Below are 25,234 nucleotides of genomic sequence, written 5' to 3'. Positions count from 1 at the left end.
CATGTGCTGCGGGGGCTTGCCCCCCTGCCACGGTTCGAATGTCACCGCAGAACCTCCCCGTCTCGCGTCTCTCCCTCATCATCCCCGACGCAGGGCAGGGCCGGGGAGTTCCGGTGGAGGCGTTCTCACCACAGCCCCCGGCAACGCCGCAGGGCGGCCACCCCGAGAGGAGTGGCCGCCCTGGAAGACGCAGACCGGGGCCTACTGGTTGTACGGACCGTAGTCGTAGTCCTCCAGCGGGACCGCCTGGCCGGAGCCGGTGCCGAAGGGCGAGTAGTCGATGTCGTCGTAACCGACGGCCGAGTACATCGCGGCCTTCGCCTCCTCGGTGGGCTCCACCCGGATGTTGCGGTAACGGGACAGGCCCGTACCGGCCGGGATGAGCTTACCGATGATGACGTTCTCCTTGAGGCCGATCAGGGAGTCCGACTTGGCGTTGATCGCCGCGTCGGTGAGGACCCTGGTCGTCTCCTGGAAGGACGCCGCCGACAGCCACGACTCGGTGGCGAGCGAGGCCTTGGTGATACCCATCAGCTGCGGACGGCCGGAGGCCGGGTGGCCGCCTTCCTGCACCACACGACGGTTCTCACCCTCGAAGCGCGTGCGCTCCACCAGCTCGCCCGGCAGCAGCTCCGCGTCGCCGGACTCGATGATCGTCACCCGGCGCAGCATCTGCCGGATGATGATCTCGATGTGCTTGTCGTGGATCGACACACCCTGCGAGTTGTAGACCTTCTGCACCTCGCCGACCAGGTGGACCTGGACGGCGCGCTGCCCGAGGATGCGCAGCACGTCGTGCGGGTTGGTGGCACCCACGGTCAGCGGCTGGCCGACCTCGACGTGGTCGCCCTCACCCACCAGGAGACGGGCCCGCTTGGAGATGGCGTAGGCCGTCTCGTCGGAGCCGTCGTCCGGGGTGACGACGATCTTCTTGGTCTTCTCGGTCTCCTCGATGCGGACCCGGCCGGCCGCCTCGCTGATCGGGGCCACACCCTTGGGGGTACGGGCCTCGAAGAGCTCGACGACACGGGGCAGACCCTGCGTGATGTCGTCACCGGCCACACCACCGGTGTGGAAGGTACGCATCGTCAGCTGGGTGCCGGGCTCACCGATCGACTGGGCCGCGATGATGCCGACGGCCTCGCCGATGTCCACCAGCTTGCCGGTGGCCAGGGAGCGGCCGTAGCAGTAGGCGCAGGTGCCGACCGCCGACTCGCAGGTGAGGACGGAACGGGTCTTGACCGTCTCCACGCCGTGCGCGACGAGTTGGTCGATGAGCACATCGCCCAGGTCGACGTTGGCCGGCGCGATGACCTTGCCGTTCACGACGACGTCCTCGGCCAGCATCCGCGCGTACACGCTGGACTCGACGTCGTCCGCCTTGCGCAGCTTGCCGTCGGTGCCCTTGACCGCGATCCGCAGCTTGAGGCCGCGCTCGGTGCCGCAGTCCTCCTCGCGGATGATGACGTCCTGCGAGACGTCCACCAGACGACGGGTGAGGTACCCGGAGTCGGCGGTGCGGAGGGCGGTGTCCGCGAGACCCTTGCGGGCACCGTGCGTGGAGATGAAGTACTCCAGCACGGAGAGACCCTCGCGGAACGACGCCTTGATCGGCCGCGGGATGGTCTCGTTCTTCGCGTTGGACACCAGACCACGCATACCGGCGATCTGACGCATCTGCATCATGTTTCCGCGAGCACCCGAGTCGACCATCATGAAGATGGGGTTGGTCTTCGGGAAGTTCACGTTCATGGCCTCGGCGACCTCGTTCGTCGCCTTGGTCCAGATCGCGATGAGCTCCTGGGTGCGCTCGTCCTTGGTGATCAGGCCGCGCTCGTACTGCTTCTGGACCTTCTCGTCCTGCGCCTCGTAGCCCTTGATGATCTCCTTCTTGGCCTCGGGGACCACGATGTCGGAGATCGAGACGGTGACGCCGGAGCGGGTGGCCCAGTGGTAGCCGGCCGCCTTCAGGTTGTCGAGGGTCGCCGCGACCGTCACCTTGGGGTAGCGCTCCGCGAGGTCGTTGACGATCTCGGAGACCTGCTTCTTGCCCACGACGTGGTCGACGAACGGGTAGTCCTCGGGCAGCAGCTCGTTGAAGAGCGCCCGGCCCAGGGTGGTGCGGAGCCGGAAGCCGTCGCCGATCTGCCAGTCCTCGCCGCCCTCGGTGGCCTGGTCGGCCGGCGGGGTCCAGCCGCGCGGCGGGACCGTGCCGGCCGGGAAGCGGATGTCGATCTTCGCCTGGAGCGAGAGCTCCTTGGCGTCGAACGCCATGATCGCCTCGGCGGTGGACGCGAACGACCGTCCCTCGCCCTTGACCTCGCGCTCCTCGGGCTCGGTGGTGAGGAAGAACAGACCCAGCACCATGTCCTGGGTCGGCATCGTCACCGGACGGCCGTCGGCGGGCTTGAGGATGTTGTTCGAGGACAGCATCAGGATGCGCGCCTCGGCCTGCGCCTCCGCGGAGAGCGGCAGGTGGACGGCCATCTGGTCACCGTCGAAGTCCGCGTTGAACGCGGTGCAGACGAGCGGGTGGATCTGGATGGCCTTGCCCTCGACCAGCTGCGGCTCGAAGGCCTGGATGCCGAGGCGGTGCAGCGTCGGCGCACGGTTCAGCAGCACCGGGTGCTCGGCGATGACCTCTTCGAGCACGTCGTACACGACCGTGCGGCCGCGCTCGACCATGCGCTTCGCCGACTTGATGTTCTGCGCGTGGTTCAGGTCCACCAGGCGCTTCATCACGAACGGCTTGAAGAGCTCCAGCGCCATGGCCTTCGGCAGACCGCACTGGTGCAGCTTGAGCTGCGGGCCGACGACGATCACGGAACGGGCCGAGTAGTCGACGCGCTTGCCGAGCAGGTTCTGGCGGAACCGGCCCTGCTTGCCCTTGAGCATGTCGGACAGCGACTTCAGCGGACGGTTGCCGGGACCCGTGACCGGGCGGCCGCGGCGGCCGTTGTCGAAGAGCGCGTCGACGGCCTCCTGCAGCATCCGCTTCTCGTTGTTGACGATGATCTCGGGCGCGCCGAGATCGAGAAGCCGCTTGAGGCGGTTGTTCCGGTTGATCACACGGCGGTACAGGTCGTTCAGGTCGGAGGTCGCGAAGCGGCCACCGTCCAGCTGCACCATCGGACGCAGGTCCGGCGGGATCACCGGGACGCAGTCCAGCACCATGCCCTTGGGGCTGTTGCGGGTCTGCAGGAAGGCGGAGACGACCTTGAGGCGCTTGAGCGCACGGGTCTTCTTCTGGCCCTTGCCGGTCCGGATGATCTCGCGGAGGCGCTCGGCCTCCTCGTCGAGGTCGAAGGTCTCCAGGCGCTTCTGCAGCGCCGCGGCACCCATCGAGCCGTCGAAGTAGGTGCCGAAGCGGTCGCGCAGCTCGCGGTAGAGCAGCTCGTCGCCCTCCAGGTCCTGGACCTTGAGGTTCTTGAAGCGGTTCCACACCTCGTCGAGACGGTCGATCTCGCGCTGGGCGCGGTCCCGGAGCTGCTTCATCTCGCGCTCGGCGCCCTCGCGCACCTTGCGGCGGACGTCCGCCTTGGCGCCCTCGGCCTCCAGCTCGGCCAGGTCGGTCTCGAGCTTCTTGGCGCGGGCTTCGAGGTCGGCGTCACGGCGCTGCTCGATCTGCTGGCGCTCGACGGAGACGTGGGCCTCCAGCGAGGGCAGATCGCGCGTGCGGCGCTCCTCGTCCACGTACGTGATCATGTACGCGGCGAAGTAGATGACCTTCTCCAGGTCCTTCGGGGCGAGGTCGAGCAGGTAGCCCAGCCGCGACGGAACGCCCTTGAAGTACCAGATGTGGGTGACGGGAGCGGCCAGCTCGATGTGGCCCATCCGCTCACGGCGCACCTTGGCGCGAGTGACCTCGACGCCGCAGCGCTCGCAGATGATGCCCTTGAAGCGGACGCGCTTGTACTTTCCGCAGTAGCACTCCCAGTCCCGGGTCGGACCGAAGATCTTCTCGCAGAAGAGTCCGTCCTTTTCGGGCTTGAGGGTGCGGTAGTTGATGGTCTCCGGCTTCTTGACCTCACCGTGCGACCACTGACGGATGTCGTCAGCGGTGGCCAGGCCGATCCGCAGCTCGTCGAAGAAGTTGACGTCGAGCACTTTGTCGTCAATCCCTCTTTCGGGGTTTGTCGCCGCTGCCGAGGGGGGCGCCTGCCGGCTGCGGCTGTGTCTTCATCGTGGTCTGGACGGTCCGGGCCGGCCGGGCCCGCCACCCGTGGGCAGCGGGTCCCGGCCCGACCGTCAGACCTCTTCGACGCTGCTCGGCTCGCGCCGGGACAGGTCGATGCCGAGCTCCTCCGCGGCGCGGAAGACGTCCTCGTCGGTGTCACGCATCTCGATGGACATGCCGTCCGAGGACAGCACCTCCACGTTGAGGCAGAGCGACTGCATTTCCTTGATGAGCACCTTGAAGGACTCGGGAATGCCGGGCTCGGGGATGTTCTCGCCCTTGACGATGGCCTCGTAGACCTTCACGCGGCCGGTGACGTCGTCGGACTTGATGGTCAGCAGCTCCTGGAGGGCGTAAGCGGCGCCGTACGCCTCCAGCGCCCACACCTCCATCTCACCGAAGCGCTGGCCACCGAACTGGGCCTTACCACCCAGCGGCTGCTGGGTGATCATCGAGTACGGACCGGTCGACCGGGCGTGCAGCTTGTCGTCGACCAGGTGGTGGAGCTTGAGGATGTACATGTACCCGATCGAGATCGGGTCCGGGAACGGCTCGCCGGAGCGGCCGTCGAACAGCCGCGCCTTGCCGGAGCCCTGCACCATGCGGTCGCCGTCGCGGTTGGGGATCGTGGCCTCGAAGAGACCGGCGATCTCGTCCTCGCGGGCGCCGTCGAACACCGGGGTGGCGACGTTGGTGCGCGGTGCGACCTCGTCGGCGCCGATGGCCTTGAGGCGCTGCATCCACTCCTCGTCGCCCTCGACCTTCCAGCCCTGGCTGGCGAGCCAGCCGAGGTGGATCTCCAGCACCTGTCCCGGGTTCATCCGGGACGGGACGCCGAGCGGGTTGAGGATGATGTCGACCGGGGTGCCGTCCTCCAGGAACGGCATGTCCTCGACCGGCAGGATCTTGGAGATGACGCCCTTGTTGCCGTGGCGGCCGGCGAGCTTGTCACCGTCGGTGATCTTGCGCTTCTGGGCTACGTAGACGCGGACGAGCTGGTTGACGCCGGGCGGCAGTTCGTCGCCCTCCTCGCGGTCGAAGACGCGGACGCCGATGACCTTGCCGGTCTCGCCGTGCGGCACCTTCAGCGAGGTGTCACGGACCTCGCGGGCCTTCTCGCCGAAGATCGCGCGGAGCAGCCGCTCCTCCGGGGTCAGTTCGGTCTCGCCCTTGGGCGTGACCTTGCCGACCAGGATGTCGCCGGCGACGACCTCGGCACCGATACGGATGATGCCGCGCTCGTCGAGGTCGGCGAGGACCTCCTCGGAGACGTTCGGGATGTCCCGGGTGATCTCCTCGGGGCCCAGCTTGGTGTCACGGGCGTCGACCTCGTGCTCCTCGATGTGGATCGAGGAGAGGACGTCGTCCTGCACCAGACGCTGGCTGAGGATGATCGCGTCCTCGTAGTTGTAGCCCTCCCACGGCATGAACGCCACGAGGAGGTTCTTGCCGAGGGCCATCTCGCCCTCTTCGGTGGAGGGGCCGTCGGCGAGGACCTGGCCCTCGACCACCCGGGCGCCCTCGTCCACGACGACCTTCTGGTTGAAGGAGGTGCCCTGGTTGGAGCGGGAGAACTTGGCCACCCGGTAGGTGGTGTAGGTGCCGTCGTCGTTGGCGACGGTGATGTAGTCCGCGGAGACCTCCTGGACCACACCGTCCTTCTCGGCCTTGATGACGTCACCGGCGTCGACCGCGCAGCGGTACTCCATGCCGGTGCCGACCAGCGGGGCCTCCGCCTTCAGCAGCGGCACGGCCTGGCGCATCATGTTGGAGCCCATGAGCGCGCGGTTGGCGTCGTCGTGCTCCAGGAACGGGATCATGGCGGTCGCGACCGACACCATCTGGCGCGGCGAGACGTCCATGTAGTCGACCTCGGTCCCGGGGACGTAGTCGACCTCACCGCCGCGGCGGCGGACCAGGACCCGGCCCTCGGCGAAGTGGAAGTCGTCCGTCAGCGGGGCGTTGGCCTGCGCGATGACGAAGCGGTCCTCCTCGTCGGCCGTGAGGTAGTCCACGCTGTCGGTGACGATGCCCTCGGTGACCCGGCGGTACGGGGTCTCGACGAAGCCGAACGCGTTCACCCGGCCGTACGAGGCGAGCGAGCCGATCAGACCGATGTTCGGGCCTTCGGGCGTCTCGATCGGGCACATGCGGCCGTAGTGCGAGGGGTGCACGTCACGGACCTCGAAGCCGGCCCGCTCACGGCTCAGACCACCCGGACCCAGCGCCGACAGACGGCGCTTGTGGGTCAGCCCCGAGATGGGGTTGGTCTGGTCCATGAACTGGGACAGCTGGCTGGTGCCGAAGAACTCCTTGATGGAGGCGACGACCGGCCGGATGTTGATCAGGGTCTGCGGCGTGATCGCCTCGACGTCCTGGGTGGTCATCCGCTCGCGGACGACGCGCTCCATCCGGGCCAGGCCGGTGCGGACCTGGTTCTGGATGAGCTCGCCGACGTTGCGCAGGCGGCGGTTGCCGAAGTGGTCGATGTCGTCGGTCTCGACGACGATCGTCTGGCCCTCGGCGCTGACCGTCTCGGTCTCGCCCGCGTGCAGCTTCACCAGGTACTTGATGGTGGCGATGATGTCGGCGGTGGTGAGCACGCCGGCGTCCAGCGGCTCGTCCCCGCCGAGCTTCTTGTTCACCTTGTAGCGGCCGACCTTGGCGAGGTCGTAGCGCTTCGGGTTGAAGTAGAGGTTCTCCAGCAGGGTCTGGGCCGCCTCGCGCGTGGGGGGCTCGCCCGGACGCAGCTTGCGGTAGATGTCGAGCAGCGCGTCGTCCTGCCCCTGGGTGTGGTCCTTCTCCAGGGTGGCGCGCATGGACTCGTACTCGCCGAACTCCTCAAGGATCTGCTCGGTGGTCCAGCCGAGCGCCTTGAGCAGGACGGTGACGGACTGCTTGCGCTTGCGGTCGATGCGGACACCGACCATGTCGCGCTTGTCGATCTCCATCTCCAGCCAGGCACCCCGGGACGGAATGATCTTGGCGGAGAAGATGTCCTTGTCGGACGTCTTGTCGATGGAGCTGTCGAAGTAAACGCCCGGCGAGCGGACCAGCTGCGAGACGACGACACGCTCGGTGCCGTTGATGCAGAAGGTGCCCTTGTCGGTCATGAGCGGGAAGTCGCCCATGAAGACCGTCTGGGACTTGATCTCGCCGGTCTCGTTGTTGGTGAACTCGGCGGTGACGAAGAGCGGCGCGGCGTACGTGAAGTCGCGCTCCTTGCACTCCTCGAGGGAGTTCTTCGGCGGCTCGAAGCGGTGGTCGCGGAAGGTCAGCGACATCGACCCGGAGAAGTCCTCGATCGGGGAGATCTCTTCGAAGATCTCCTCCAGACCGGACTTCGTGGGGACGTCCTGCCCACTCTCCAGGGCCGACTCGACCCGGGCCTTCCAAGCGGCGTTGCCGAGCAGCCAGTCGAAGCTCTCGGTTTGCAGCGCAAGGAGATTGGGAACCTCAAGAGGCTCCTTGATCTTTGCAAAGGAGATGCGCAGCGGGGCGGTGCTGGCGCCGTTGTTCGTATTGGCGGTCGAGGCGTTGCGCGAGGCGGCCAAGAGGGGGTCCTTCCGAGGGCTCGGACTCACTACGCGCGTACCGGCCCCGTTCCGTGCGTGGAGAAGACGTCCCAGGTCAGATCCCTGGTCCGGGGAGTCTTCAGCAGTTTTCGAGAACGGGTCATGCCCCTGGTGACGGGCAGAGGGCAGCTAACAGGCAGCGCAAAGGGTCAGTGTAGCCACAAGGCACACTGATGTCCAGAGCAGATTTCCGGAGACCGGCGCAGTACCACTCTCTCCCTCCGGGAAGTGACGGCCGCCCCCTCGGAAAAGGGGCCGCACTTCGTTGTCCTTCACGCTGTCCAACGCCTGCGGCAAGGTTTCCCACTTCGTACCCGATCCATGCATCGAACCCGGGATCGATGTCGCGGCGCGTGGAGAGAATCGCCTGCCTCGGTGCCGTACGTCAAGGCCCCCGCCCCGCGGAGATCGTTCCGGAGGCGCCGCCGGAGCAGCGGTGATCACCATACCCGCCGGGCCCGGCAGGGCAAGGACGCCCGCCACACCGGGCCCGGAGAACGCCCGAGGGCGGCCACCCGTGCGGGTGGCCGCCCTCGGATGCGGACCCGGAGCCGACGGCCTCTGAGAGCCGCCCTGCTTCAGGCCGCAGGGGTCACTTGACCTCGACGGAGGCGCCGGCGCCCTTGAGGGACTCGGCGGCCTTGTCGGCCTGCTCCTTGTTGACCTTCTCGAGGACCGGCTTCGGGGTGCCGTCGACGAGGTCCTTGGCCTCCTTGAGACCCAGGGAGGTCAGCTCACGCACGACCTTGATGACCTGGATCTTCTTGTCGCCGGCGCCGGTGAGGATGACGTCGAACTCGTCCTTCTCCTCGGGGGCCTCGGCGGCGGCACCACTGGCGGCACCGCCGGCGGCGGCGACGGCGACCGGGGCGGCGGCCTCGACGTCGAACTTCTCCTCGAAGGCCTTCACGAACTCGGAGAGCTCGATGAGGGTCATCTCGCTGAACTGCTCGAGCAGGTCTTCCTGGGACAGCTTCGCCATGATGGCGTCCTTCCACTCATTCGGCAGGTGCCGGATCTACATTTCGGCGGGCGTGCGCCTGGCGGCGTTACTTCACGGGCCCGCTGCGACCGCGTCCTCTTACTCGGCGGACTCGGCCTCGGCGGGAGCCGGCGTACCGGCACCGCCCTGCTCGACCTTGCTGCGAAGCGCGTCCGCGGTGCGGACGAACTTCGAGAGCGGGGCCTGGAAGGTCGCCGCGGCCTTGGCCATGGACGCCTTCATGCCACCGGCCAGCTTGGCGAGCAGCACCTCGCGGGACTCGAGGTCCGCAAGCTTCTTGAACTCGTCGGCGGACAGCGCCTTGCCGTCAAGGACACCGCCCTTGATGACGAGACTGGGGTTGTCCTTGGCGAAGTCACGGAGACCCTTCGCCGCCGCGACCGGGTCACCGGTCACGAAGGCCACGGCCGACGAACCCGCGAACAGGTCGTCGATCGTCGTGATCCCGGCTTCGTTAGCCGCGATCTTGGTCAGCGTGTTCTTCACCACACGGTACTGAGCGTTCTCACCGAGCGAACGGCGCAGCTCCTTGAGCTGAGCCACGGTGAGACCGGTGTACGCGGTCACAACGGCCGCGTTGGAGTTCTGGAACTTGTCCTTCATCTCCTCGACGGCATCGACCTTGTCGGGCCTCGCCATGAGCCTCGGCCTCCTTCCGGGTGATGATCCTCGACTGACCTCACGATCAGCCGCACACGTCGCCGGACCGCCCGCATCGGGCACGCGAAGAAGGGGGCTCAACAAAAACGAAACGCCCCGGTGCAGGCGCACGGGGCGTGGCTCGACCACGGAAGCCTCAAGGGCTCCGGGGGAGTCTCTCCTCATTCACCTGCACGGGCCGTCCGCGGAAGCGGATCCTTCGGCCACCGACACTCATGGAGTGCACGGCAACGACCAGCGGTCTTTGGCTACTGGAGCAGCGTACGCGGACGGCACGGGTACAGGCAAATCGGAACGGCGCAGGCGCCTTCCCGGCCTCACCGACGGCCCGCGGCGGCGGTGCACGGGCCGGGCCCCGCACCTCCGGGGAGGTACGGGGCCCGGTCGTTCGCAGCGCGGTGCCGCCGTCGGTCAGACGGCGGCCTCCTCCTCCAGGAGGTTGCGGGTGCGGTTGGAGTCCAGCTGGATGCCGGGGCCCATCGTGGTGCTCAGGGTCGCCTTCTTGATGTAGCGGCCCTTGGCGGCGGACGGCTTGAGGCGGTTGATCTCCTCCAGCGCGGCGCCGTAGTTCTCCACCAGCTGCTTCTCGTCGAAGGAGAGCTTGCCGATGATGAAGTGGAGGTTCGCGTGCTTGTCGACACGGAACTCGATCTTGCCGCCCTTGATCTCGGTCACGGCCTTGGCCACGTCCGGGGTCACGGTGCCGGTCTTCGGGTTCGGCATCAGGCCACGGGGACCGAGCACGCGGCCCAGGCGGCCGACCTTGCCCATGAGGTCCGGGGTGGCGACGACGGCGTCGAAGTCCAGACGGCCCTTGGAGACCTCGTCGATCAGTTCGTCGGAGCCGACGATGTCGGCGCCCGCGGCCTCCGCGGCCGCTGCACGCTCACCGGTCGCGAAGACCAGGACCCGGGCGGTCTTGCCGGTGCCGTGCGGAAGGTTCACGGTGCCGCGCACCATCTGGTCGGCCTTGCGCGGGTCGACACCCAGGCGCATGGCGACCTCGACGGTCGCGTCGAACTTGGTGGGAGAGGTCTCCTTGGCCAGACGGACGGCCTCGAGCGGGGCGTAGAGCTTGCCCGCCTCGATCTTTGCGTCCGCAGCGCGGAGGGACTTGCTGCGCTTCACTGCTGCTCCTCGGGTTCTTGGGAGTCGTGGTGCGGGCCGCGCCGGCCCTTCCACGGTGACGGTGCGAGGGGGCCCTCGACCGGGACGGGCGTCAGCCCTCGACCGTGACGCCCATGGAACGGGCGGTGCCGGCGATGATCTTCTCGGCGGCGTCCAGGTCGTTGGCGTTGAGGTCGGGCATCTTGGTCGTGGCGATCTCGCGCACCTGGTCGCGGGTGATCTTGGCGACCTTCTTGACGTGCGGCTCGCCGGAGCCCTTGTCCACGCCCGCGGCCTTGAGGATCAGCTTCGCGGCCGGCGGGGTCTTCGTCACGAAGGTGAAGGAGCGGTCCTCGTAGACCGTGATCTCCACCGGCACGACCATCCCGCGCTGCGACTCGGTCGCGGCGTTGTAGGCCTTGCAGAACTCCATGATGTTGACGCCGTGCTGGCCCAGCGCCGGGCCGACCGGCGGAGCCGGGTTGGCGGCGCCGGCCTGGATCTGGAGCTTGATCAGCCCCGTGACCTTCTTCTTCTTGGGAGGCATTGCTCTCTCCGGGTCCTAGTGAGAGGTTTCCGCCCCGGTCCGGTCATCCGGACGGAGGCATACCGCACCACGATAACGGGTACGACAGTGCGGCCAAAAACCGAGCAGGTCAGACGGTTCTCCGTGCTCCCGCGTACGGGATGTCCGGAGAGCCGTCCGACCTGTTCGGAAGCTGTCGGGCGCGGCCCTCGTGGGCCGGACGCCTAGTTCTTCTGGATCTGGTCGAAGCTCAGCTCGACCGGGGTCTCGCGGCCGAAGATCTCGACCAGGCCCTTGACCTTCTTCGAGTCGGCGTTGATCTCGTTGATGGTGGCCTGCAGGGTGGCGAACGGGCCGTCGGTGACGGTGACCGAGTCGCCGACCTCGAAGTCCAGCACCTGGACCTCGACCTTGCGGCTGGGCACCGGGACGCCGGCCTCCTCGGCCGCGGCCTTGGCGGCCTTCTCCTCGGCCTCCGGGGCGAGCATCTTGACGATCTCGTCCAGCGTCAGCGGGTAGGGGTCGTAGGCGTTGCCCACGAAGCCGGTGACACCCGGGGTGTTCCGGACGACGCCCCAGGACTCGTTCGTCAGATCCATGCGCACCAGCACATAGCCGGGGAGCTTGTTCTGGCGGACGTTCTTCCGCTCCCCGTTCTTGATCTGGACGATCTCTTCCTCGGGGACCTCGGCCTGGTAGATGAACTCCTCGACGTTCAGCGAGACGGCGCGCTGCTCCAGGTTGGCCTTCACGCGCTTCTCGTAGCCCGCGTAGGTGTGGATCACGTACCACTCGCCGGGCAGGGCGCGCAGTTCGCGGCGGAGCTCCTCGATCGGGTCGGCCTGGGGCTCCTCGGCCGCGGCCGGCTCGGCGGAGGCCTCGGCCTCCGCGCCTTCCGCCGCCTCGGCTTCGGCCTGGGCGGCTTCGGCGGGCTCCGCCGTCTCCTCCGCGGCGGCGGGCTCCACGGACTCCGCGGTCTCCCCGGCCTCGGCGGCCGGTGCGGTGCCCTCGGTGCCGTCGCCGACCGTGTCCGGTGCAGCCTGGGCCGCCTCGGCCGTCGCCGCAGCCTCTTCGCCCTGGTCGGGCTCGATGGCGTCGTTCAGGTTCGGGTCAGACACGGTGGCTGCTTCTTCCTGGCTACAAGGGGTTGAACATGCGTCGTGGGGCGCCGAGAGCGGCGCCGACGCGGGATCAGCCGAAGACGTACTTGACCGCTTCGGCGAATCCAAAGTCAATCACAGTCACCAGGGCAATCATGATGACGACGAAGATGATCACCACGGTGGTGTAGGTCGTGAGCTGGGTGCGGGTGGGCCAGACGACCTTCCGCAGCTCGGCCACGATCTGCCGGTAGAAGAGCGCAAGCCGGCCCAGCGGGCCCTTCTTGCCGCGCTTGCCGCCGCGCCGGACCTTCTTCTGCTCATCCGCCTCGTCGGACCGACCGCTCTCAGGCGTGTCGATGGAGCCCAGGGCGTCCGTCACTCGTCCTCACCTGAATCCGGGTCGTGGCCGTGCCGCGCCCGGTGGAGCCGCACGGCGGTGCGTTGTCGTACGTACCTGCGCACACATCCTGGCGAAGATGCGTGTAGCAGGGCCGGAGGGACTTGAACCCCCAACCGCTGGTTTTGGAGACCAGTGCTCTACCAATTGAGCTACGACCCTTTGTCCCCCTCAACCTACCGCATCCGGAGCGCCCCATGGAGTGGGCGTGACCGGAACGGCCGTGAGGGCCAACGCCCAGTGAGTGTACGTGTTCTGCGGCCGGGCGTCGAACAGGTACCGGATCGGGGGCCCCGCGCGGGATCAACCGCGCCCCTTCCGCCGGCGGCCGCCCTCCGCTCCCGCGGTACGCGGGTCCCCTCCGGGCGGGCTCCGGGCCGTACGGGGTCCGGGCCGGGAGGCAAGAACGTTCGGAGAGGGGGATTCCGAATCCCCTACCGTGGCGGCCGGGTCATACGGCAGGATTTTGGAATGTCGCCGTACCACCACGGGAATCCCCCGCTCCCCCGCACCGCCACACGTGATGTCCGGCTGCTGCCGAAGGCCCATCTGCATCTGCACTTCACCGGCTCGATGCGGCCCACGACGCTGCTCGAACTCGCCGACAAGCACGGTGTGCACCTGCCGGAGGCGCTGAGCGGCGGCGAGCCGCCGAGGCTGCGGGCGACGGACGAGCGCGGCTGGTTCCGGTTCCAGCGGCTCTACGACATCGCCCGGTCGTGCCTGCGGACCGCCGAGGACATCCAGCGGCTGGTGCGCGAGGCCGCGCAGGAGGACGCGCGGGACGGTTCGGGCTGGCTGGAGATCCAGGTGGACCCGACCTCGTACGCGCCGCGGCTCGGCGGGCTCATCCCCACCATGGAGATCATCCTGGACGCGGTGGACGCGGCCTCGCGGGAGACGGGCGTCGGCATGCGGGTGCTCGTCGCGGCGAACCGGGTGAAGCACCCGCTGGACGCGCGCACCCTGGCGCGGCTGGCGGTGCGGTACGCGGACCGCGGTGTGATCGGCTTCGGGCTGTCCAACGACGAACGACGCGGTTTCGCACGGGACTTCGACCGGGCGTTCGCCATCGCCCGGGCCGGCGGGCTGATCGCCGCCCCGCACGGGGGCGAGCTGTCGGGGCCCGGCAGCGTACGGGACTGCCTGGACGATCTGCACGCCGACCGGGTGGGGCACGGGGTGCGGGCCGCGGAGGACCCGCGGCTGCTGGAACGGCTGGCCGAACGGGGGGTGGCCTGCGAGGTCTGCCCGGCGTCCAATGTGGCGCTGGGCGTCTACGAGAAGCCGGAGGACGTTCCCCTGCGGACGCTGTTCGACGCGGGCGTGCCCGTGGCGCTGGGCGCGGACGACCCGCTGCTGTTCGGGTCGCGGCTGGCCGACCAGTACGAGCTGGTGCGGTCGGTGCAGGGGTTCACCGACGCGGAACTGGCCGAGCTGGCACGGCAGTCGGTGCGGGCGTCCCGGGCGCCGGAGGACGTGCGCAAGCGGATGCTGAGCGGCATCGACGACTGGCTGGCGGAGGAGTAGCCGGCGAGGAGTGGGCGCGGCCGGGGCCGGTCTAGAGGCTGACGCCCACCGTCACCGGCTCGTTGACCAGGGTCACCCCGAAGGCCTCGCGCACACCGTCGCGGACCTCCCGGGCCAGGGCGAGAAGGTCCTCGGTCGTGGCCTCGCCGCGGTTGGTGAGGGCCAGGGTGTGCTTGCCGGAGATGCGGGCCGGGCCGGTGCCGTAGCCCTTGGTGAAGCCCGCCTTGTCGATGAGCCAGGCCGCGGAGGTCTTCACCCGTCCCTCCCCCGCCGGGTACGCGGGAGGCTCGGTGCCGGGGCCGAGCCGGTCGGTGACGCGGGCCAGGAAGGCGGCGTGCTCGTCCGCGTCCAGGACGGGGTTGGTGAAGAAGGAGCCGGCCGACCAGGTGTCGTGGTCCTCCGGGTCCAGCACCATGCCCTTGCCGGCGCGGAGTCCGAGAACGGTCTCGCGGGCCGCGGCGGCGGGGACGCGCTCGCCCGGTTCGACGCCCAGGGCGCGGGCCGTCTCGGCGTACTTCAGTGGGGCCGACAGACCGCCGGCGTCCTCCAGTTCGAAGCGGACGCGCAGGACGACATGGCGGTCGGGCTCGGCCTTGAAGCGGCTGTGACGGTAGGAGAAGCCGCAGTCCGCGTTCGGGATGGTGACCGTCTCGCCGGACAGGCGGTCGTAGGCCACCACCTCGGTGATGGTGGTCGCCACCTCCTGGCCGTACGCGCCGACGTTCTGGATCGGCGTCGCGCCGGCGGAGCCGGGGATGCCCGCGAGACACTCCACACCGGCGAGGCCCGCCTCGACGGTGCGGGCCACGGCCTCGGACCAGTTCTCGCCGGCGGCGAGTTCGAGGCGGGTGCCGTCGAGAAGGAAGCCGCGGGTGGCGACGCGCAGGGCCGTGCCGTCGAACCCCTTGTCGGAGATGACGAGGTTGCTGCCGCCACCGATGAGGAGGAGCGGGGTGCCGGCGGCGTCGGCTTCGCGGACGGCCGCGATCACCTCCTCGTCCGTCTCCGCGGTGACCAGGCGGTTGGCCGGGCCGCCGAGGCGGAAGGTGGTGAGCGGGGCCAGCGGGGCGTCGTGGAGTACCTGCACGGGCACCAGCGTACGGGGGCGCCTCCGGCGCGGGGTTCTCCGGGCGCGGGGTTCGCCTCTGTGCGGGGTTCGCTTCTGCGCCGGGTTCGCTTCTGTGCCGGGTTCGCTTCTGCGCCGGGTTCGCTTCTGTGCCGGGTGCGGCGCCGTTTCGCGCTGCGCGCGGGTGTTTTCCCTCCCGCCCACCCGTTTCTCCGGAGCGGAGAAGGCGGATGCGCGGGGTGTGCTCCGAGGCGGCGGAGCTTGCTCCGGACAGCAGGAGGGCCGGGTTGTGGCTCCCGGCCGCACCTTCCCGGTGCCGGGTGGTCCGGCCCTCGGGACCCGGAGGGGCGGACGGTCCTGGCCGGTACCAGACCTGCCGGAGGGTCCGGTCCAAGCTCCCGGGTCGGGACGGCCGACGCGGGGACGGCCGACGCGGGGACGGCCGACGCGGGGCGGGGCGTTGCCCGCCCCGCCCCGCACGCATCAGGTCAGCTGGACCACCGCGCGGGACATGCCCAGGACCTTCTGGCCCGCGCTCGTCGCCGTCAGGTCGACGCGGACCCTGCGCGTGTCCTCGCCCAGCTTGGCCGCGACCTTCGCCGAGACCTCGATCACGGCGCCCTTGTCGTCGTCCGGGACCACCACCGGCTTGGTGAAGCGCACCCCGTACTCGACGACGGCAGCCGGGTCGCCCGCCCAGTCGGTGACGACACGGACGGCCTCGGCCATGGTGAACATGCCGTGCGCGATGACGTCCTCCAGGCCGACGCTCTTCGCGAAGCGCTCGTTCCAGTGGATCGGGTTGAAGTCGCCGGACGCGCCCGCGTACTGCACGAGGTCCGCGCGGGTCACCGGGAAGGACCGGGGCGGCAGCTCGGAGCCGGGCTCGACGTCGTCGTAGGAGAGGGCGGCGGCCATGTCAGTTCCCCTCCGGGGCGCGCGAGACGATCACGGTGTGGGCGGTGACGACGTGCTCACCGTCGGCGTCGTGCACGTCTCCGCGGATGTCGAGGATGTCGTTCCCCGCGAGGGTCTTGACCTCGTCGATCGTGGTGGTGACCGAGAGCCGGTCGCCGGCGCGCACCGGGCGGCTGTAGACGAACCGCTGGTCGCGGTGGACCACCCGGCTGTAGTCGAGGCCGAGCTGCGGGTCGTCGACCACCTGTCCGGCGGCCCGGTACGTGAGCGAGAACACGAAGGTCGGCGGGGCGATCACATCCGGGTGGCCGAGCGCCCTGGCCGCGTCCGGCTCCGTGTAGGCCGGATGCACGTCGCCGATGGCCTCGGCGAACTCGCGGATCTTCTCGCGTCCGACTTCGTACGGCGCGGTGGGCGGGTACGCCCGGCCGACGAAGGACTGGTCGAGCGCCATCTGCTCGGCACCTCCTGCTCGGGGCTGATCTGATCGGTCTACCAGATGGTCCCGGCGCCCGTCCCGGCCGTCTGGCGGACCCCGGGGTTCCGGTGGACCCGGCAACGCCATGAGGCCGCCCCCGGCTGGGGACGGCCTCATGGACGAGCCTGTTGTTATCGCGTCTCGCGGTGCGCGGTGTGCGCGTTGCAGCGCGGGCAGTGCTTCTTCATCTCCAGTCGGTCCGGGTTGTTACGCCGGTTCTTCTTGGTGATGTAGTTCCGCTCCTTGCACTCCACGCAGGCCAGCGTGATCTTCGGGCGGACGTCGGTGGCAGCCACGTGAGTGCTCCTTGGACGAACAGTGGATGAACGCAGAAAGAGTAGCCGATCGAAGGACTTAGCCTGCAATCGGCTACTGTTCGTAGCGGTGACCGGACTTGAACCGGTGACACAGCGATTATGAGCCGCTTGCTCTACCGACTGAGCTACACCGCTTCGATGTCGGACAACCCGCCCGGCGGACGGATTGTTCCCACACCAGAGCCCCAATACGGAATCGAACCGTAGACCTTCTCCTTACCATGGAGACGCTCTGCCGACTGAGCTATTGGGGCGAGCGATGAAGACATTACACGCTGAACGGCCGAAGGTGAAATCCGTATCGGCCCCGCCCGGCCCCACCGCTCACCGCCCGGTCCGTCCCGCCCCGCGCGCACCCGCGACCCCACCGGTACGACTATTGCGCTCCTGCTCGTGACCTCCGCGGCGGCCCCCTAGGCTCGGCTCACGCTTCGTGATCTTTACCCCGGAACCCGTGACTCCGGACCCCGCGGCCCCGGACCCGGGGCCCGTAACGGAACCCCCGCAGAAGCCCCCGCAGGAGCGCGATGCCCGACAGCCGCCGACCGCAGCCCTCCGGCAGCGAGAGCGCACCCGCGCCGTCCGCGCTCGTCCTCTCCGGCGCCCGGCTCCCCGACGGCCGCACCGTGGACGTCCGGATCAGCGAAGGGCGCATCGAGGCGGTCGGCACGGCCGGCAGCCTCACCCGGTCCTCCCGTACGGGAGAGCGCGCCGGGGACCGCGCGGGCGAGGCCACCCGGATCGACCTCAGCGGCTATCTCCTGCTCCCCGCCCCCGCCGAGCCGCACGCCCACACCGACACCGCGCTCACCGCCGGCGGGAACGGCCCGGCCCCGTACAGCACCGGCGACGTGCAGCGCCGCACCACCGAGGCCGCCCTGCTCCACCTGGGCCACGGCGCCACTGCCCTGCGGGCCCATGTCCGCGTCGGCGGAGTGCACGCGCTGCGCGCGCTGGAGGGGACGCTCCAGGCGCGGCGGGCGCTGGGCGGGCTGACCGAGCTGACGACCGTCGCCGTGCCGCGGCTGCTGACCGGGGCGGCGGGCGCGGACGGGTTGGCGATGCTGCGGGACGCGGTCAAGATGGGGGCGGCGGTCGTCGGCGGCTGCCCGGATCTCGACCCGGACCCCTCCGGCTACGTCGAGGCCGTGCTCGGGGTGGCGGCGGAGCACGGCTGCTCCGTGGACCTGCACACGGAGGGCGACGACCCGGCCCGGCTGGCGCGGCTGGCGGCGATGGCCGGCGGCCTGCGGCCCGGGGTGTCCATCGGACCGTGCGCGGGGCTCTCGCTGCTCCCCCGGCCCGACGCGCGCCGGGCCGCCGACCGGCTCGCGGCCGCGGGTGTCTCCGTCGTCCTGCTGCCGCAGGGCGGTTGCGCGGCCATGGAGTGCGACGGAGCGGCGCGCCCCGGACCGCCGGTTCCCGCGGCCGCCCCGGTACGGCTGCTGCGGGCGGCCGGGGTGCGGGTGGCCGCGGGCAGCGGGGCGCTGCGGGACGCGGCCAATCCGGTGGGGCGCGGTGATCCGCTGGAGGCCGCGTATCTGCTGGCCACGCAGGGCGGGGAGAGTCCGGAGGCGGCGTACGCCGCGGTCAGTGACCGCGCCAGGGCGGTGATGGGCCTGCGGCCGGTGCGGCTGGAGGCCGGTTTCCCGGCGGAGTTGCTGGCGGTGCGCGGGGAGAGCGTGGCCGGGGCCCTGTCGCTGGCGTACAGCCGGATCGTGGTGCACGAGGGGCGGATCGTGGCGCGTACCAGCGCGGTGCGCGAGTACTGCGACTCGGAGACGGTGGCCTCGCTCGATCTGCCGCGCCAGGCGCGGCAGGGGCCGGGGCGCGAAGTCCCCTGACGGGTGGGGGTGTTACGGCCGGCGCCGGCTGCCGAGGGGCCCGGACGGCGGTGTTGCGGACGTCGGCACCGGACGGCGGTGCGCCTGGTGACGGTGCCGCGGGAGCGGCAGCTCCGGGACGGACCCGGGGCCGGCCCGCGGCGGCTCCACGGCAGATCCGGTGGGGGCGCGGGGCGGATCCGGTGGGGGCGCGGGGCGGATCCGGTGGGGGCGCGGGGCGGATCCGGTGAGCGTGTGGGGCGCGGAACGGGCTGCGGCGGGCGCCCCGTGTGGCCAGCGCGCCCTCTGCCCGCGCCTCGCGCCCTCGGCGTACGGTCGGGACCATGCGCATTGTCATCGCTGGAGGACACGGTCAGATCGCGCTGCGGCTGGAGCGGTTGCTCGCCGGGCGCGGTGACGAGGTCGCGGGCCTCATCCGCAACCGCGAGCAGGGCGACGACCTGCGGGAAGCGGGAGCCGAACCCGTGCTGTGCGACCTGGAGTCGGCGATCACCGAGGAGGTCGCGGCCCATCTGCAGGGCGCCGACGCGGCGGTCTTCGCGGCCGGCGCCGGGCCCGGCAGCGGCGTCGCCCGGAAGGACACCGTGGACCGGGCGGCCGCCGAACTGTTCGCGGAAGCGGCCGAGCGGGCCGGAGTGCGGCGTTTCCTCGTCGTCTCGTCGATGGGGGCCGGCAGCGAGCCGCCGCCGGAGACCGATCCGGTCTTCGCCGCCTATCTGCGGGCGAAGGGCGCGGCGGACGCGGCCGTGCGGGCCCGTACCGGGCTGGACTGGACGATCCTGCGGCCGGGCCGGCTCACCGACGATCCGGGGACGGGGCTGGTCACGCTCGCCGAGCGCACCGGGCGGGACGCGGTGCCGCGGGACGATGTGGCGGCGGTGCTGGCCGCCCTGCTGGACGAACCGGGGACCATCGGGAAGACGCTGGAGCTGATCAGCGGAACGGTGCCGGTGGCGGAGGCGGTGAAGGCCTCCGGGGCGGGCTGAACGGGGCGGGTGCGCCCGGCCGGGAGGGGCTGGGTGGATAGGGCACGAAGAAGGCCCCTGATCTGCTGATGCGCAGATCAGGGGCCTCTTCTGTTCCTGTGGCGGCGCCAGGATTCGAACCTGGGAAGGCTGAGCCGGCAGATTTACAGTCTGCTCCCTTTGGCCGCTCGGGCACACCGCCTAGGAGGGTGTCGCCGCCGTCCCGCCCGGTGGCGGTGCTCGGTGGCAACGTCGTAAACCATACCCGATGAACCGGGGTGGTCCGCCACCCGGTTGATCGCGGTTGGATCATGGCTCGGATGGCTAGGCTGGGCGCTGCGGACCGGGATGGTTCCGCTGTACCGGATGATCTAGGGATGAGGAGCCAACTCACGATGGCCGACTCCAGTTTCGACATCGTCTCGAAGGTCGAGCGGCAGGAGGTCGACAACGCTCTCAACCAGGCCTCCAAGGAGATCTCGCAGCGCTACGACTTCAGGAACGTCGGCGCGTCGATCGAGTGGTCGGGCGAGAAGATCCTGATGCAGGCGAACTCGGAGGACCGGGTCAACGCGATCCTGGACGTCTTCCAGTCCAAGCTGGTCAAGCGCGGGATCTCGCTCAAGGCGCTGGACGCCGGGGAGCCGCAGCTCTCCGGCAAGGAGTACAAGATCTTCGCGACCATCCAGGAGGGCATCTCCCAGGAGAACGCGAAGAAGGTCGCGAAGATGATCCGCGACGAGGGCCCGAAGGGCGTCAAGGCGCAGGTGCAGGGCGACGAGCTGCGGGTGTCGTCCAAGAGCCGGGACGACCTGCAGGCGGTGCAGCAGCTCATCAAGGGCGCGGACCTGGACTTCGCGGTGCAGTTCGTGAACTACCGGTGAGGCCGGTGGGCTGAGGTCCGCGTCCGCGCGGTCGGCTGCGACACAGCGAGGGCAGTACGTCGGAATCCCCGTCCGACGCACTGCCCTCGTTGTGCGTCTTGCGTTGTGGGTTGTGGAGTGTGGGTTACGGGTGACGGGGCGGGGCGTTCCCGGAGGCGCTCGCGTGTGCCGGAGGCGGTGGGCGCCGGCCCGGGTCAGCCGGCGGCGAGCTCCGGGGACGGGGTGGCGGACAGGGTGCGGGCGACGGCCAGGGCGCGGGCCGGGTTGCCGCCGGAGGCGCGGTGCACCGCGTCGGTCAGCCGCCGCGGCAGCCGGTGGCGGGCGAGGAGTTCGGCCGTCGCCGCCGTGTCGAGCGGCGGCAGGGCGATGGTGTCCCGGGGTGCGGCGCCGCAGAGGGCGGGGGCGACGGCCTCGCGCGGCGCACCGGGCGCGGTGCGTTCGGCGATCAGCAGCCGCAGCTCCGCCGGTACGGTCCCGGCGCCCGGGTGCAGGACGGAGCGCAGCAGGAGCACGCTCTCCTCGTCCAGCCACTGGGCGTCGTCAATGACGAGGAGCACCGGCCACTCCCCCGCCAGTCTGCGGAGGAGTGCCGGTACGGAGGCGGCGGGCGCGGCGCCGAGCGGGCCGCCCCTGCGGGCCCGGCCGGTGCTCCGTCCGCCGCTGGTACGGGGGATGGTGCGCGCAGTTCCGGTTCCGTCCGCGCCCGGTCTCGTGCCGCGGCCGGAACGGAGTCCGGTGCCGGCGCCGGGAGCGGGCAGGCTGCCGGGGACCGCGCGGAAGGACATGCCGGGCAGTGGGGCGAGCGCGGCGGTCGGGATGGCGGCGAGCAGTGCGGTGGCGGCGGCGCCGGGCACCGCGCGGTCGCGTTCGGCCGGGGCCAGGCGCAGCACGGTCTCGCCGCGCGACTCGGCGGTCCGCGCGACCACGTCCAGGACGGCCGACCGGCCGGCTCCGGGCGCGCCGGTGAGCACGGCGCGGCCGTGGGCGCGCAGGGTCTGGTGGAGCCGGTCGAGGAGATCCGGGCGTCCCACGGGAGCTTCGGGGTCTCCGGGGCCTCCGGGGCCTCCGGCGTCTCCGAGCGCCCCGGGTTGTCCGGCGGGTGCTCCGCCGTGCACTACCGACCGCATGACACGTCCACCGCCTTCGCGCGTCGTTGCGTCGCCGCATCGTGGTCCACGGGCCGCGATCCCGTGTCGCGTTGGGGAGTTGGGGTGGAGACGGGATCGCGGAGCGCGGGGGACCAGCCGGACCGGGTCGCCACAGAGGGGGAGGTGGTGACCGGTTCCCCGAGCGTAGGTTCGGGGCGGCGGACCCGATACGGGGAAAACCCTTGTCGGGACCCTGCACACGGCCCTGCACCCGGCCCTCGCGGTCGAGGGGTGCGGATGTGCTCCGTGGCCGGTGAGGCGGTGGAGCGGTGGGCGGGCTCCGCCAGAATGGCGGCATGGACGGTATCGCGGGTGACGGCGCGGCGGGCGTTCGCGGTGGCGCGGCGGATGGACTGCCCGGCCACGCGGTGGGCGAGGTGCCCGGCCACGCGGCGGACGGCGTGCCCGGCGGCGCGGTGGACGGGGTTCCCGACAACGTCGTCGTCCGGCCCGTGCTGGACGGGGAGTTGGAGGCCGTCGCCGCGCTGCGGTGGCAGTGGGTGCTGGAGAACGGGGGGACGCCGGTCGCCACGCGCGGGGAGTTCCTCCGCCATTTCGTGGACTGGGCGCGGGAGAACGCGGGTTCGCACCGCTGTCTGGTGATGCTGCGGGGCGCGGAGATCATCGGGATGGCCTGGCTGGCGGTCGTGCGGCGGGTACCGAGCCCGCGGGCCCTGGAACGGGCGTCCGGTGATGTGCAGTGCGTGTACGTCGTGCCGGCGGAGCGGGACGGCGGGCTGGGCGGGCGGCTCATCGACGCGGTGCGGGAGCTGGCTCGGGAGGCGGGGCTGGAGCGGGTGACGGTGCACTCGAGCTCCCGGGCGGTCCCGGTGTACTCGCGGCACGGGTTCGCGGCCTCGCCGCGGCTGCTCCAGGCACCGGGGGGCGGGGAGGCCCGGTCCGGTTCCGGCGGCCCTGCGGATCCCGATCCCGTTCGTTCCGGCGGCTCTGCCGGTTCTTCTTCTCCCTGTTCTCCAGGGTCTTTTGGTACTTCGAGGGCTCCGGCCTCCGGGGCTGCGGGTTCGGGTGCAGGTTCGGGTTCGGATCCGGGTTCGGGTTCGGGTTCGGGTTCGTCCGGGAGTTGAGCCGCCGCCCGGCCGGCCGGAAGGCACCGGTCACCGGGCGGCGGATCACGTGCGGCGAGGCCGCGGTGGTGGGCGCGGGCGGCCGCGCGTCGCCGGTTCGGCGGCTGCCCGCTTCGGCGGCCGGGTCTCAGCGGGTGGCGAACGGGCGGTCCGTGGGGACGATTTCGCGGCCGAGCGGCATCAGGGAGATCGGGATCATCTTGAAGTTGGCGATGCCGAACGGGATTCCGATGATGGTCACGCAGAGGGCCAGGCCGGTGACGATGTGCCCGAGGGCGAGCCACCAGCCCGCGAAGACGATCCAGACGATGTTGCCGATCAGCGAGCCCGCGCCCGCGTCGCGCCGCTCGACGGTCGTCTTGCCGAACGGCCACAGGGCGTAGCCCGCGATCCGGAACGACGCGATGCCGAACGGGATCGTGATGATCAGAACGAAGCAGATGAGCCCCGCGAGCACATAGGCGAGGGCCAGCCAGAAGCCGGAGAGCACGAGCCAGATCAGGTTCAGAAGAGTCTTCACTCCTCCAGCCTGCCAGGGGCGGCGCCCTCGTGCCCGGCCCGTCGCCCGACCGGTGCCTGCCGCGGCCGGTGGGCGGCGCCATCGGTGCTCGTCGCGGGTACGGCGGCTTGGGCTCGTCCGGGGCGGGCTCGTCCGGGGCGGGCCGAGGGCGCCCGCTGGTGCACGGGCGCCCTCGGTCGTTCACTCGGTGTCCGGACGCGCCGCTTCGGCGTCGTCCGGTGCGCCGGCGCGGCTCGTCCGCGTCACCCGGACCGCGGCGGCTCCGTCGTTCCGCTGCCGTCCGGCCGTCCGCCGCGGCGGCGTACCGCGAAGACCATGCCCGCGCCGGCCGCCAGGACCAGTGCGGCCGCGCCCGCGACGATCGGGGTGGTGCTCGACGAGCCCGTGTCGGCGAGGTCGCCCTTGGGGCCGGGTGCGGAGCCGTCGCGGGAGCCGGTCGTCCCGGCCTTGTCCCTGTCCTGGTCCTCGTCCTCGTCGCCGCCGTCGGTGCCCTCGGTGCCCGGGGCGGGCTTCTTGCCGTCCGTCTCGGTCCCCGGGGCGTTGCCGCCCCCGGACGGCTCCGTGGACGGGGTCGCCTCCGGGGGTGTGCAGTCGTCGCCCGGCGGAGTCCGCGGCAGGACCTTCGCGAAGGTGCCGGCGATCAGCTCGTGGCCTGCGGCGTTGGCGTGGATGTCCTGATGCGTGCACTGCCAGGTCAGCTCGCAGATCTTGGCGACGTTGGCGGGAACCGACCCCATGCCGGGCAGTTCGACGCGGGTGTCGAAGTCGTCCGAGCCGAAGGCGGCGGCCACGTCGGCGACCTTGTAGTCCGCGGTGCGGTAGACCCCCGCGATGGCCTCGTTGCCGGCCTTGACGACGGCTGCCGAGCTCCTGGCGGTCTGCTGCCCGGACTCGCCGAGGAGCCAGGCGGCCAGGAACGGGTTGTAGTACGTCATGCCCGCGTACTGGGTGCTCGCCGAACCGGCCTTGCGCAGCTTGCCGGTGATCCCGGTCAGGTTGGTCCCGATCGCCTGGGACGCCTCGGCCATGCAGACGGGGTCGATCGCGCCGGTGGCGGCGGAGCACGCCCTGATGTCGTTGGCGCCGATGTCGATGGTCACGTAGGCGACGCTGCCCTCGTGCTTCTCCAGCGCCTTGAGGGCGGCGTCGAGCTGGGAGGTCGCGTCGGGGTAGTCGCACTTGCCACCGCCGATGAACGTCTCGGTGGTCTCCCCCGCGCATCCGAGGCGTATGTGTTCGAGACCGGGGTTGCTCTTCTTGAGGGTCTCGAACAGCTTGTCGGTGTAGGCGGTGTCCGTGTCCTTGCCGGCGTCCGGCTGGTAGCCGGAGGCGAGGGAGTCGCCGAGGGAGATGTAGTAGGTGGCGCCCTGGCCGGCCGTGCCTCCGTCCGCTCCGTCCGCGCAGTCGGCGGCCGCCGCCCCGGACGTGCTGAACAGGACGGCCGCGGTGGCGGCTGCGAGCAGTCCGCCGCCCCGGAGTCCGGGGCTGGGGGAGGTTCGTCGCCTCGCCGGTCCCCGGCCGCCGCCGGCGGGGGCCTGTGCGGTCGACGGCGCGGGGACCACGGGGCGCGCGGTGCGCGCGGGGCGGGACAAGCGGGTGAGCCGCCGTATCAGGGTCATCTGCTGGCACTTTCCTTCGCTGGCGTCGGGGCGGGGCGTGGACGGGGCGCCCCGTGGCCGGTGTCGGCGGCGCGGGCGCCGGTACGGAGTGTGCGGAGCAGGGGTGCGGCTTCTCGCGGTCTGTTCGGAGTTACGGGGCAGCGCGGCGCAATTCGGGATCGTACGCCGGGCTCATCACGGGAAAAAGGGGCGGCCTCGTTACGACCGGGCAGCCGCTGTGCCCTTTCGCCGGCCGCGCCCGGTCCTCCGGCTGCCCTCGCGTCCCGGTGGGCTCGGGCCGCCGTGCGACCGGCGAGGGGTTCCCACCTGGCC

At 70.8% G+C, this 25,234-nt stretch carries 20 protein-coding genes and 4 tRNA genes; 5 read left to right on the top strand and 19 right to left on the bottom strand.

Annotated features, from left to right (window positions below; genetic code table 11):
- Window positions 1-201: 201 nt before the first annotated feature.
- From IF83_RS0103680 to IF83_RS0103640, 9 genes are all read right to left on the bottom strand, one after another.
- The gene (locus tag IF83_RS0103680; RefSeq protein ID WP_030542555.1) at window positions 202-4,107 is read right to left on the bottom strand and encodes a DNA-directed RNA polymerase subunit beta'; all 3,906 of its coding nucleotides are present in this window, start codon (window positions 4,105-4,107) and stop codon (window positions 202-204) included.
- A gap of 141 nt (window positions 4,108-4,248) precedes the next feature.
- Entirely contained in the window at window positions 4,249-7,731 is a 3,483-nt protein-coding gene (gene rpoB / locus IF83_RS0103675; protein WP_030542554.1) for a DNA-directed RNA polymerase subunit beta, read from the bottom strand.
- Window positions 7,732-8,344: 613 nt separating this feature from the next.
- Window positions 8,345-8,734, bottom strand: a complete 390-nt coding sequence (gene rplL / locus IF83_RS0103670; protein ID WP_030542553.1) for a 50S ribosomal protein L7/L12 — start codon at window positions 8,732-8,734, stop codon at window positions 8,345-8,347.
- A 99-nt stretch (window positions 8,735-8,833) separates the two neighbouring features.
- Complete coding sequence (rplJ, locus tag IF83_RS0103665; RefSeq protein ID WP_019707811.1) at window positions 8,834-9,394, bottom strand: 50S ribosomal protein L10; 561 nt, start codon at window positions 9,392-9,394, stop codon at window positions 8,834-8,836.
- Between the two features lie 432 nt (window positions 9,395-9,826).
- A complete protein-coding gene (gene rplA, locus IF83_RS0103660) occupies window positions 9,827-10,543 on the bottom strand; it encodes a 50S ribosomal protein L1 (RefSeq protein ID WP_030542552.1) in 717 nt (238 codons plus the stop codon).
- A gap of 91 nt (window positions 10,544-10,634) precedes the next feature.
- Complete coding sequence (gene rplK, locus IF83_RS0103655) at window positions 10,635-11,069, bottom strand: 50S ribosomal protein L11 (RefSeq protein ID WP_019707809.1); 435 nt, start codon at window positions 11,067-11,069, stop codon at window positions 10,635-10,637.
- A 203-nt stretch (window positions 11,070-11,272) separates the two neighbouring features.
- Entirely contained in the window at window positions 11,273-12,166 is an 894-nt protein-coding gene (nusG, locus tag IF83_RS0103650) for a transcription termination/antitermination protein NusG (RefSeq protein ID WP_030542551.1), read from the bottom strand.
- A 73-nt stretch (window positions 12,167-12,239) separates the two neighbouring features.
- Window positions 12,240-12,530 carry a preprotein translocase subunit SecE gene (secE, locus tag IF83_RS0103645; protein WP_030542550.1) on the bottom strand — a complete coding sequence of 97 codons (291 nt, stop codon included), beginning with the start codon at window positions 12,528-12,530 and terminating at the stop codon, window positions 12,240-12,242.
- A gap of 107 nt (window positions 12,531-12,637) precedes the next feature.
- Window positions 12,638-12,710 (bottom strand) — tRNA-Trp (locus IF83_RS0103640).
- Between the two features lie 309 nt (window positions 12,711-13,019).
- On the opposite strand from IF83_RS0103640, the gene IF83_RS0103635 reads away from it, so the two are divergent.
- Window positions 13,020-14,078 carry an adenosine deaminase gene (locus tag IF83_RS0103635; RefSeq protein ID WP_051722428.1) on the top strand — a complete coding sequence of 353 codons (1,059 nt, stop codon included), beginning with the start codon at window positions 13,020-13,022 and terminating at the stop codon, window positions 14,076-14,078.
- Between the two features lie 31 nt (window positions 14,079-14,109).
- On the opposite strand, the gene IF83_RS0103630 is transcribed toward IF83_RS0103635, so the two are convergent.
- The 6 genes from IF83_RS0103630 to IF83_RS0103605 all read right to left on the bottom strand — a co-directional run bounded on the left by IF83_RS0103630 (window position 14,110) and on the right by IF83_RS0103605 (window position 17,111).
- Window positions 14,110-15,165, bottom strand: coding sequence for a UDP-N-acetylmuramate dehydrogenase (locus IF83_RS0103630; protein ID WP_030542548.1), 1,056 nt, complete (start codon window positions 15,163-15,165; stop codon window positions 14,110-14,112).
- A 462-nt stretch (window positions 15,166-15,627) separates the two neighbouring features.
- Window positions 15,628-16,062 carry a MaoC family dehydratase gene (locus IF83_RS0103625; RefSeq protein WP_030542547.1) on the bottom strand — a complete coding sequence of 145 codons (435 nt, stop codon included), beginning with the start codon at window positions 16,060-16,062 and terminating at the stop codon, window positions 15,628-15,630.
- Between the two features lies 1 nt (window position 16,063).
- Window positions 16,064-16,516, bottom strand: a complete 453-nt coding sequence (locus IF83_RS0103620) for a MaoC family dehydratase N-terminal domain-containing protein (protein WP_030542546.1) — start codon at window positions 16,514-16,516, stop codon at window positions 16,064-16,066.
- A gap of 155 nt (window positions 16,517-16,671) precedes the next feature.
- A complete protein-coding gene (rpmG, locus tag IF83_RS0103615; protein ID WP_003948671.1) occupies window positions 16,672-16,836 on the bottom strand; it encodes a 50S ribosomal protein L33 in 165 nt (54 codons plus the stop codon).
- Window positions 16,837-16,919: 83 nt separating this feature from the next.
- Window positions 16,920-16,992: transfer RNA gene (locus tag IF83_RS0103610), tRNA-Met, on the bottom strand.
- Window positions 16,993-17,038: 46 nt separating this feature from the next.
- A tRNA-Thr gene (locus IF83_RS0103605) sits at window positions 17,039-17,111 on the bottom strand.
- Window positions 17,112-17,384: 273 nt separating this feature from the next.
- Here IF83_RS0103605 and IF83_RS0103600 point away from each other — a divergent pair.
- On the top strand, window positions 17,385-18,701 hold the full coding sequence (locus IF83_RS0103600) for an amidohydrolase family protein (RefSeq protein WP_030542545.1): 1,317 nt from the start codon (window positions 17,385-17,387) through the stop codon (window positions 18,699-18,701).
- Window positions 18,702-19,024: 323 nt separating this feature from the next.
- Window positions 19,025-19,687: an NAD(P)H-binding protein gene (locus tag IF83_RS0103595; protein ID WP_030542544.1), complete on the top strand. Its 663-nt coding sequence runs from the start codon at window positions 19,025-19,027 to the stop codon at window positions 19,685-19,687.
- Window positions 19,688-19,786: 99 nt separating this feature from the next.
- Here the strand turns inward: IF83_RS0103595 and IF83_RS0103590 are convergent.
- A tRNA-Tyr gene (locus IF83_RS0103590) sits at window positions 19,787-19,868 on the bottom strand.
- A 193-nt stretch (window positions 19,869-20,061) separates the two neighbouring features.
- Between IF83_RS0103590 and IF83_RS0103585 the strand changes: the two genes are divergently transcribed.
- On the top strand, window positions 20,062-20,550 hold the full coding sequence (locus tag IF83_RS0103585; protein ID WP_030542543.1) for a YajQ family cyclic di-GMP-binding protein: 489 nt from the start codon (window positions 20,062-20,064) through the stop codon (window positions 20,548-20,550).
- A 194-nt stretch (window positions 20,551-20,744) separates the two neighbouring features.
- On the opposite strand, the gene IF83_RS0103580 is transcribed toward IF83_RS0103585, so the two are convergent.
- Entirely contained in the window at window positions 20,745-21,581 is an 837-nt protein-coding gene (locus IF83_RS0103580) for an AAA family ATPase (RefSeq protein WP_030542542.1), read from the bottom strand.
- Window positions 21,582-21,994: 413 nt separating this feature from the next.
- Between IF83_RS0103580 and IF83_RS31615 the strand changes: the two genes are divergently transcribed.
- Window positions 21,995-22,783 (top strand): GNAT family N-acetyltransferase, encoded by a 789-nt coding sequence (locus tag IF83_RS31615; protein ID WP_078843164.1) that lies wholly within the window; start codon window positions 21,995-21,997, stop codon window positions 22,781-22,783.
- A 127-nt stretch (window positions 22,784-22,910) separates the two neighbouring features.
- Here the strand turns inward: IF83_RS31615 and IF83_RS0103570 are convergent, their stop codons facing one another.
- Complete coding sequence (locus IF83_RS0103570; RefSeq protein WP_030542540.1) at window positions 22,911-23,303, bottom strand: YccF domain-containing protein; 393 nt, start codon at window positions 23,301-23,303, stop codon at window positions 22,911-22,913.
- Between the two features lie 242 nt (window positions 23,304-23,545).
- Window positions 23,546-24,922 (bottom strand): SGNH/GDSL hydrolase family protein, encoded by a 1,377-nt coding sequence (locus IF83_RS0103565; protein ID WP_078843139.1) that lies wholly within the window; start codon window positions 24,920-24,922, stop codon window positions 23,546-23,548.
- Window positions 24,923-25,234: the final 312 nt, after the last annotated feature.

It is taken from the genome of Streptomyces albus subsp. albus, assembly GCF_000719865.1.
Taxonomy (GTDB): domain Bacteria; phylum Actinomycetota; class Actinomycetes; order Streptomycetales; family Streptomycetaceae; genus Streptomyces; species Streptomyces albus_E.
Note: the sequence above shows the minus strand (reverse complement) of the source record. Positions and strands in the feature narration are given on the sequence as shown.

What these genes read in the sequence shown, in the direction of transcription:
- IF83_RS0103600 (WP_030542545.1), top strand. Translation starts at nt 17,385, where the DNA reads ATGCCCGACAGCCGCCGACCGCAGCCCTCCGGCAGCGAGAGCGCACCC.
- rplJ (WP_019707811.1), bottom strand. Translation starts at nt 9,394, where the DNA reads ATGGCGAGGCCCGACAAGGTCGATGCCGTCGAGGAGATGAAGGACAAG.
- IF83_RS0103635 (WP_051722428.1), top strand. Translation starts at nt 13,020, where the DNA reads ATGTCGCCGTACCACCACGGGAATCCCCCGCTCCCCCGCACCGCCACA.
- rplK (WP_019707809.1), bottom strand. Translation starts at nt 11,069, where the DNA reads ATGCCTCCCAAGAAGAAGAAGGTCACGGGGCTGATCAAGCTCCAGATC.
- IF83_RS0103565 (WP_078843139.1), bottom strand. Translation starts at nt 24,922, where the DNA reads ATGACCCTGATACGGCGGCTCACCCGCTTGTCCCGCCCCGCGCGCACC.
- IF83_RS0103595 (WP_030542544.1), top strand. Translation starts at nt 19,025, where the DNA reads ATGCGCATTGTCATCGCTGGAGGACACGGTCAGATCGCGCTGCGGCTG.
- IF83_RS0103620 (WP_030542546.1), bottom strand. Translation starts at nt 16,516, where the DNA reads ATGGCGCTCGACCAGTCCTTCGTCGGCCGGGCGTACCCGCCCACCGCG.
- IF83_RS0103585 (WP_030542543.1), top strand. Translation starts at nt 20,062, where the DNA reads ATGGCCGACTCCAGTTTCGACATCGTCTCGAAGGTCGAGCGGCAGGAG.
- rplL (WP_030542553.1), bottom strand. Translation starts at nt 8,734, where the DNA reads ATGGCGAAGCTGTCCCAGGAAGACCTGCTCGAGCAGTTCAGCGAGATG.
- IF83_RS31615 (WP_078843164.1), top strand. Translation starts at nt 21,995, where the DNA reads ATGGACGGTATCGCGGGTGACGGCGCGGCGGGCGTTCGCGGTGGCGCG.
- IF83_RS0103625 (WP_030542547.1), bottom strand. Translation starts at nt 16,062, where the DNA reads ATGGCCGCCGCCCTCTCCTACGACGACGTCGAGCCCGGCTCCGAGCTG.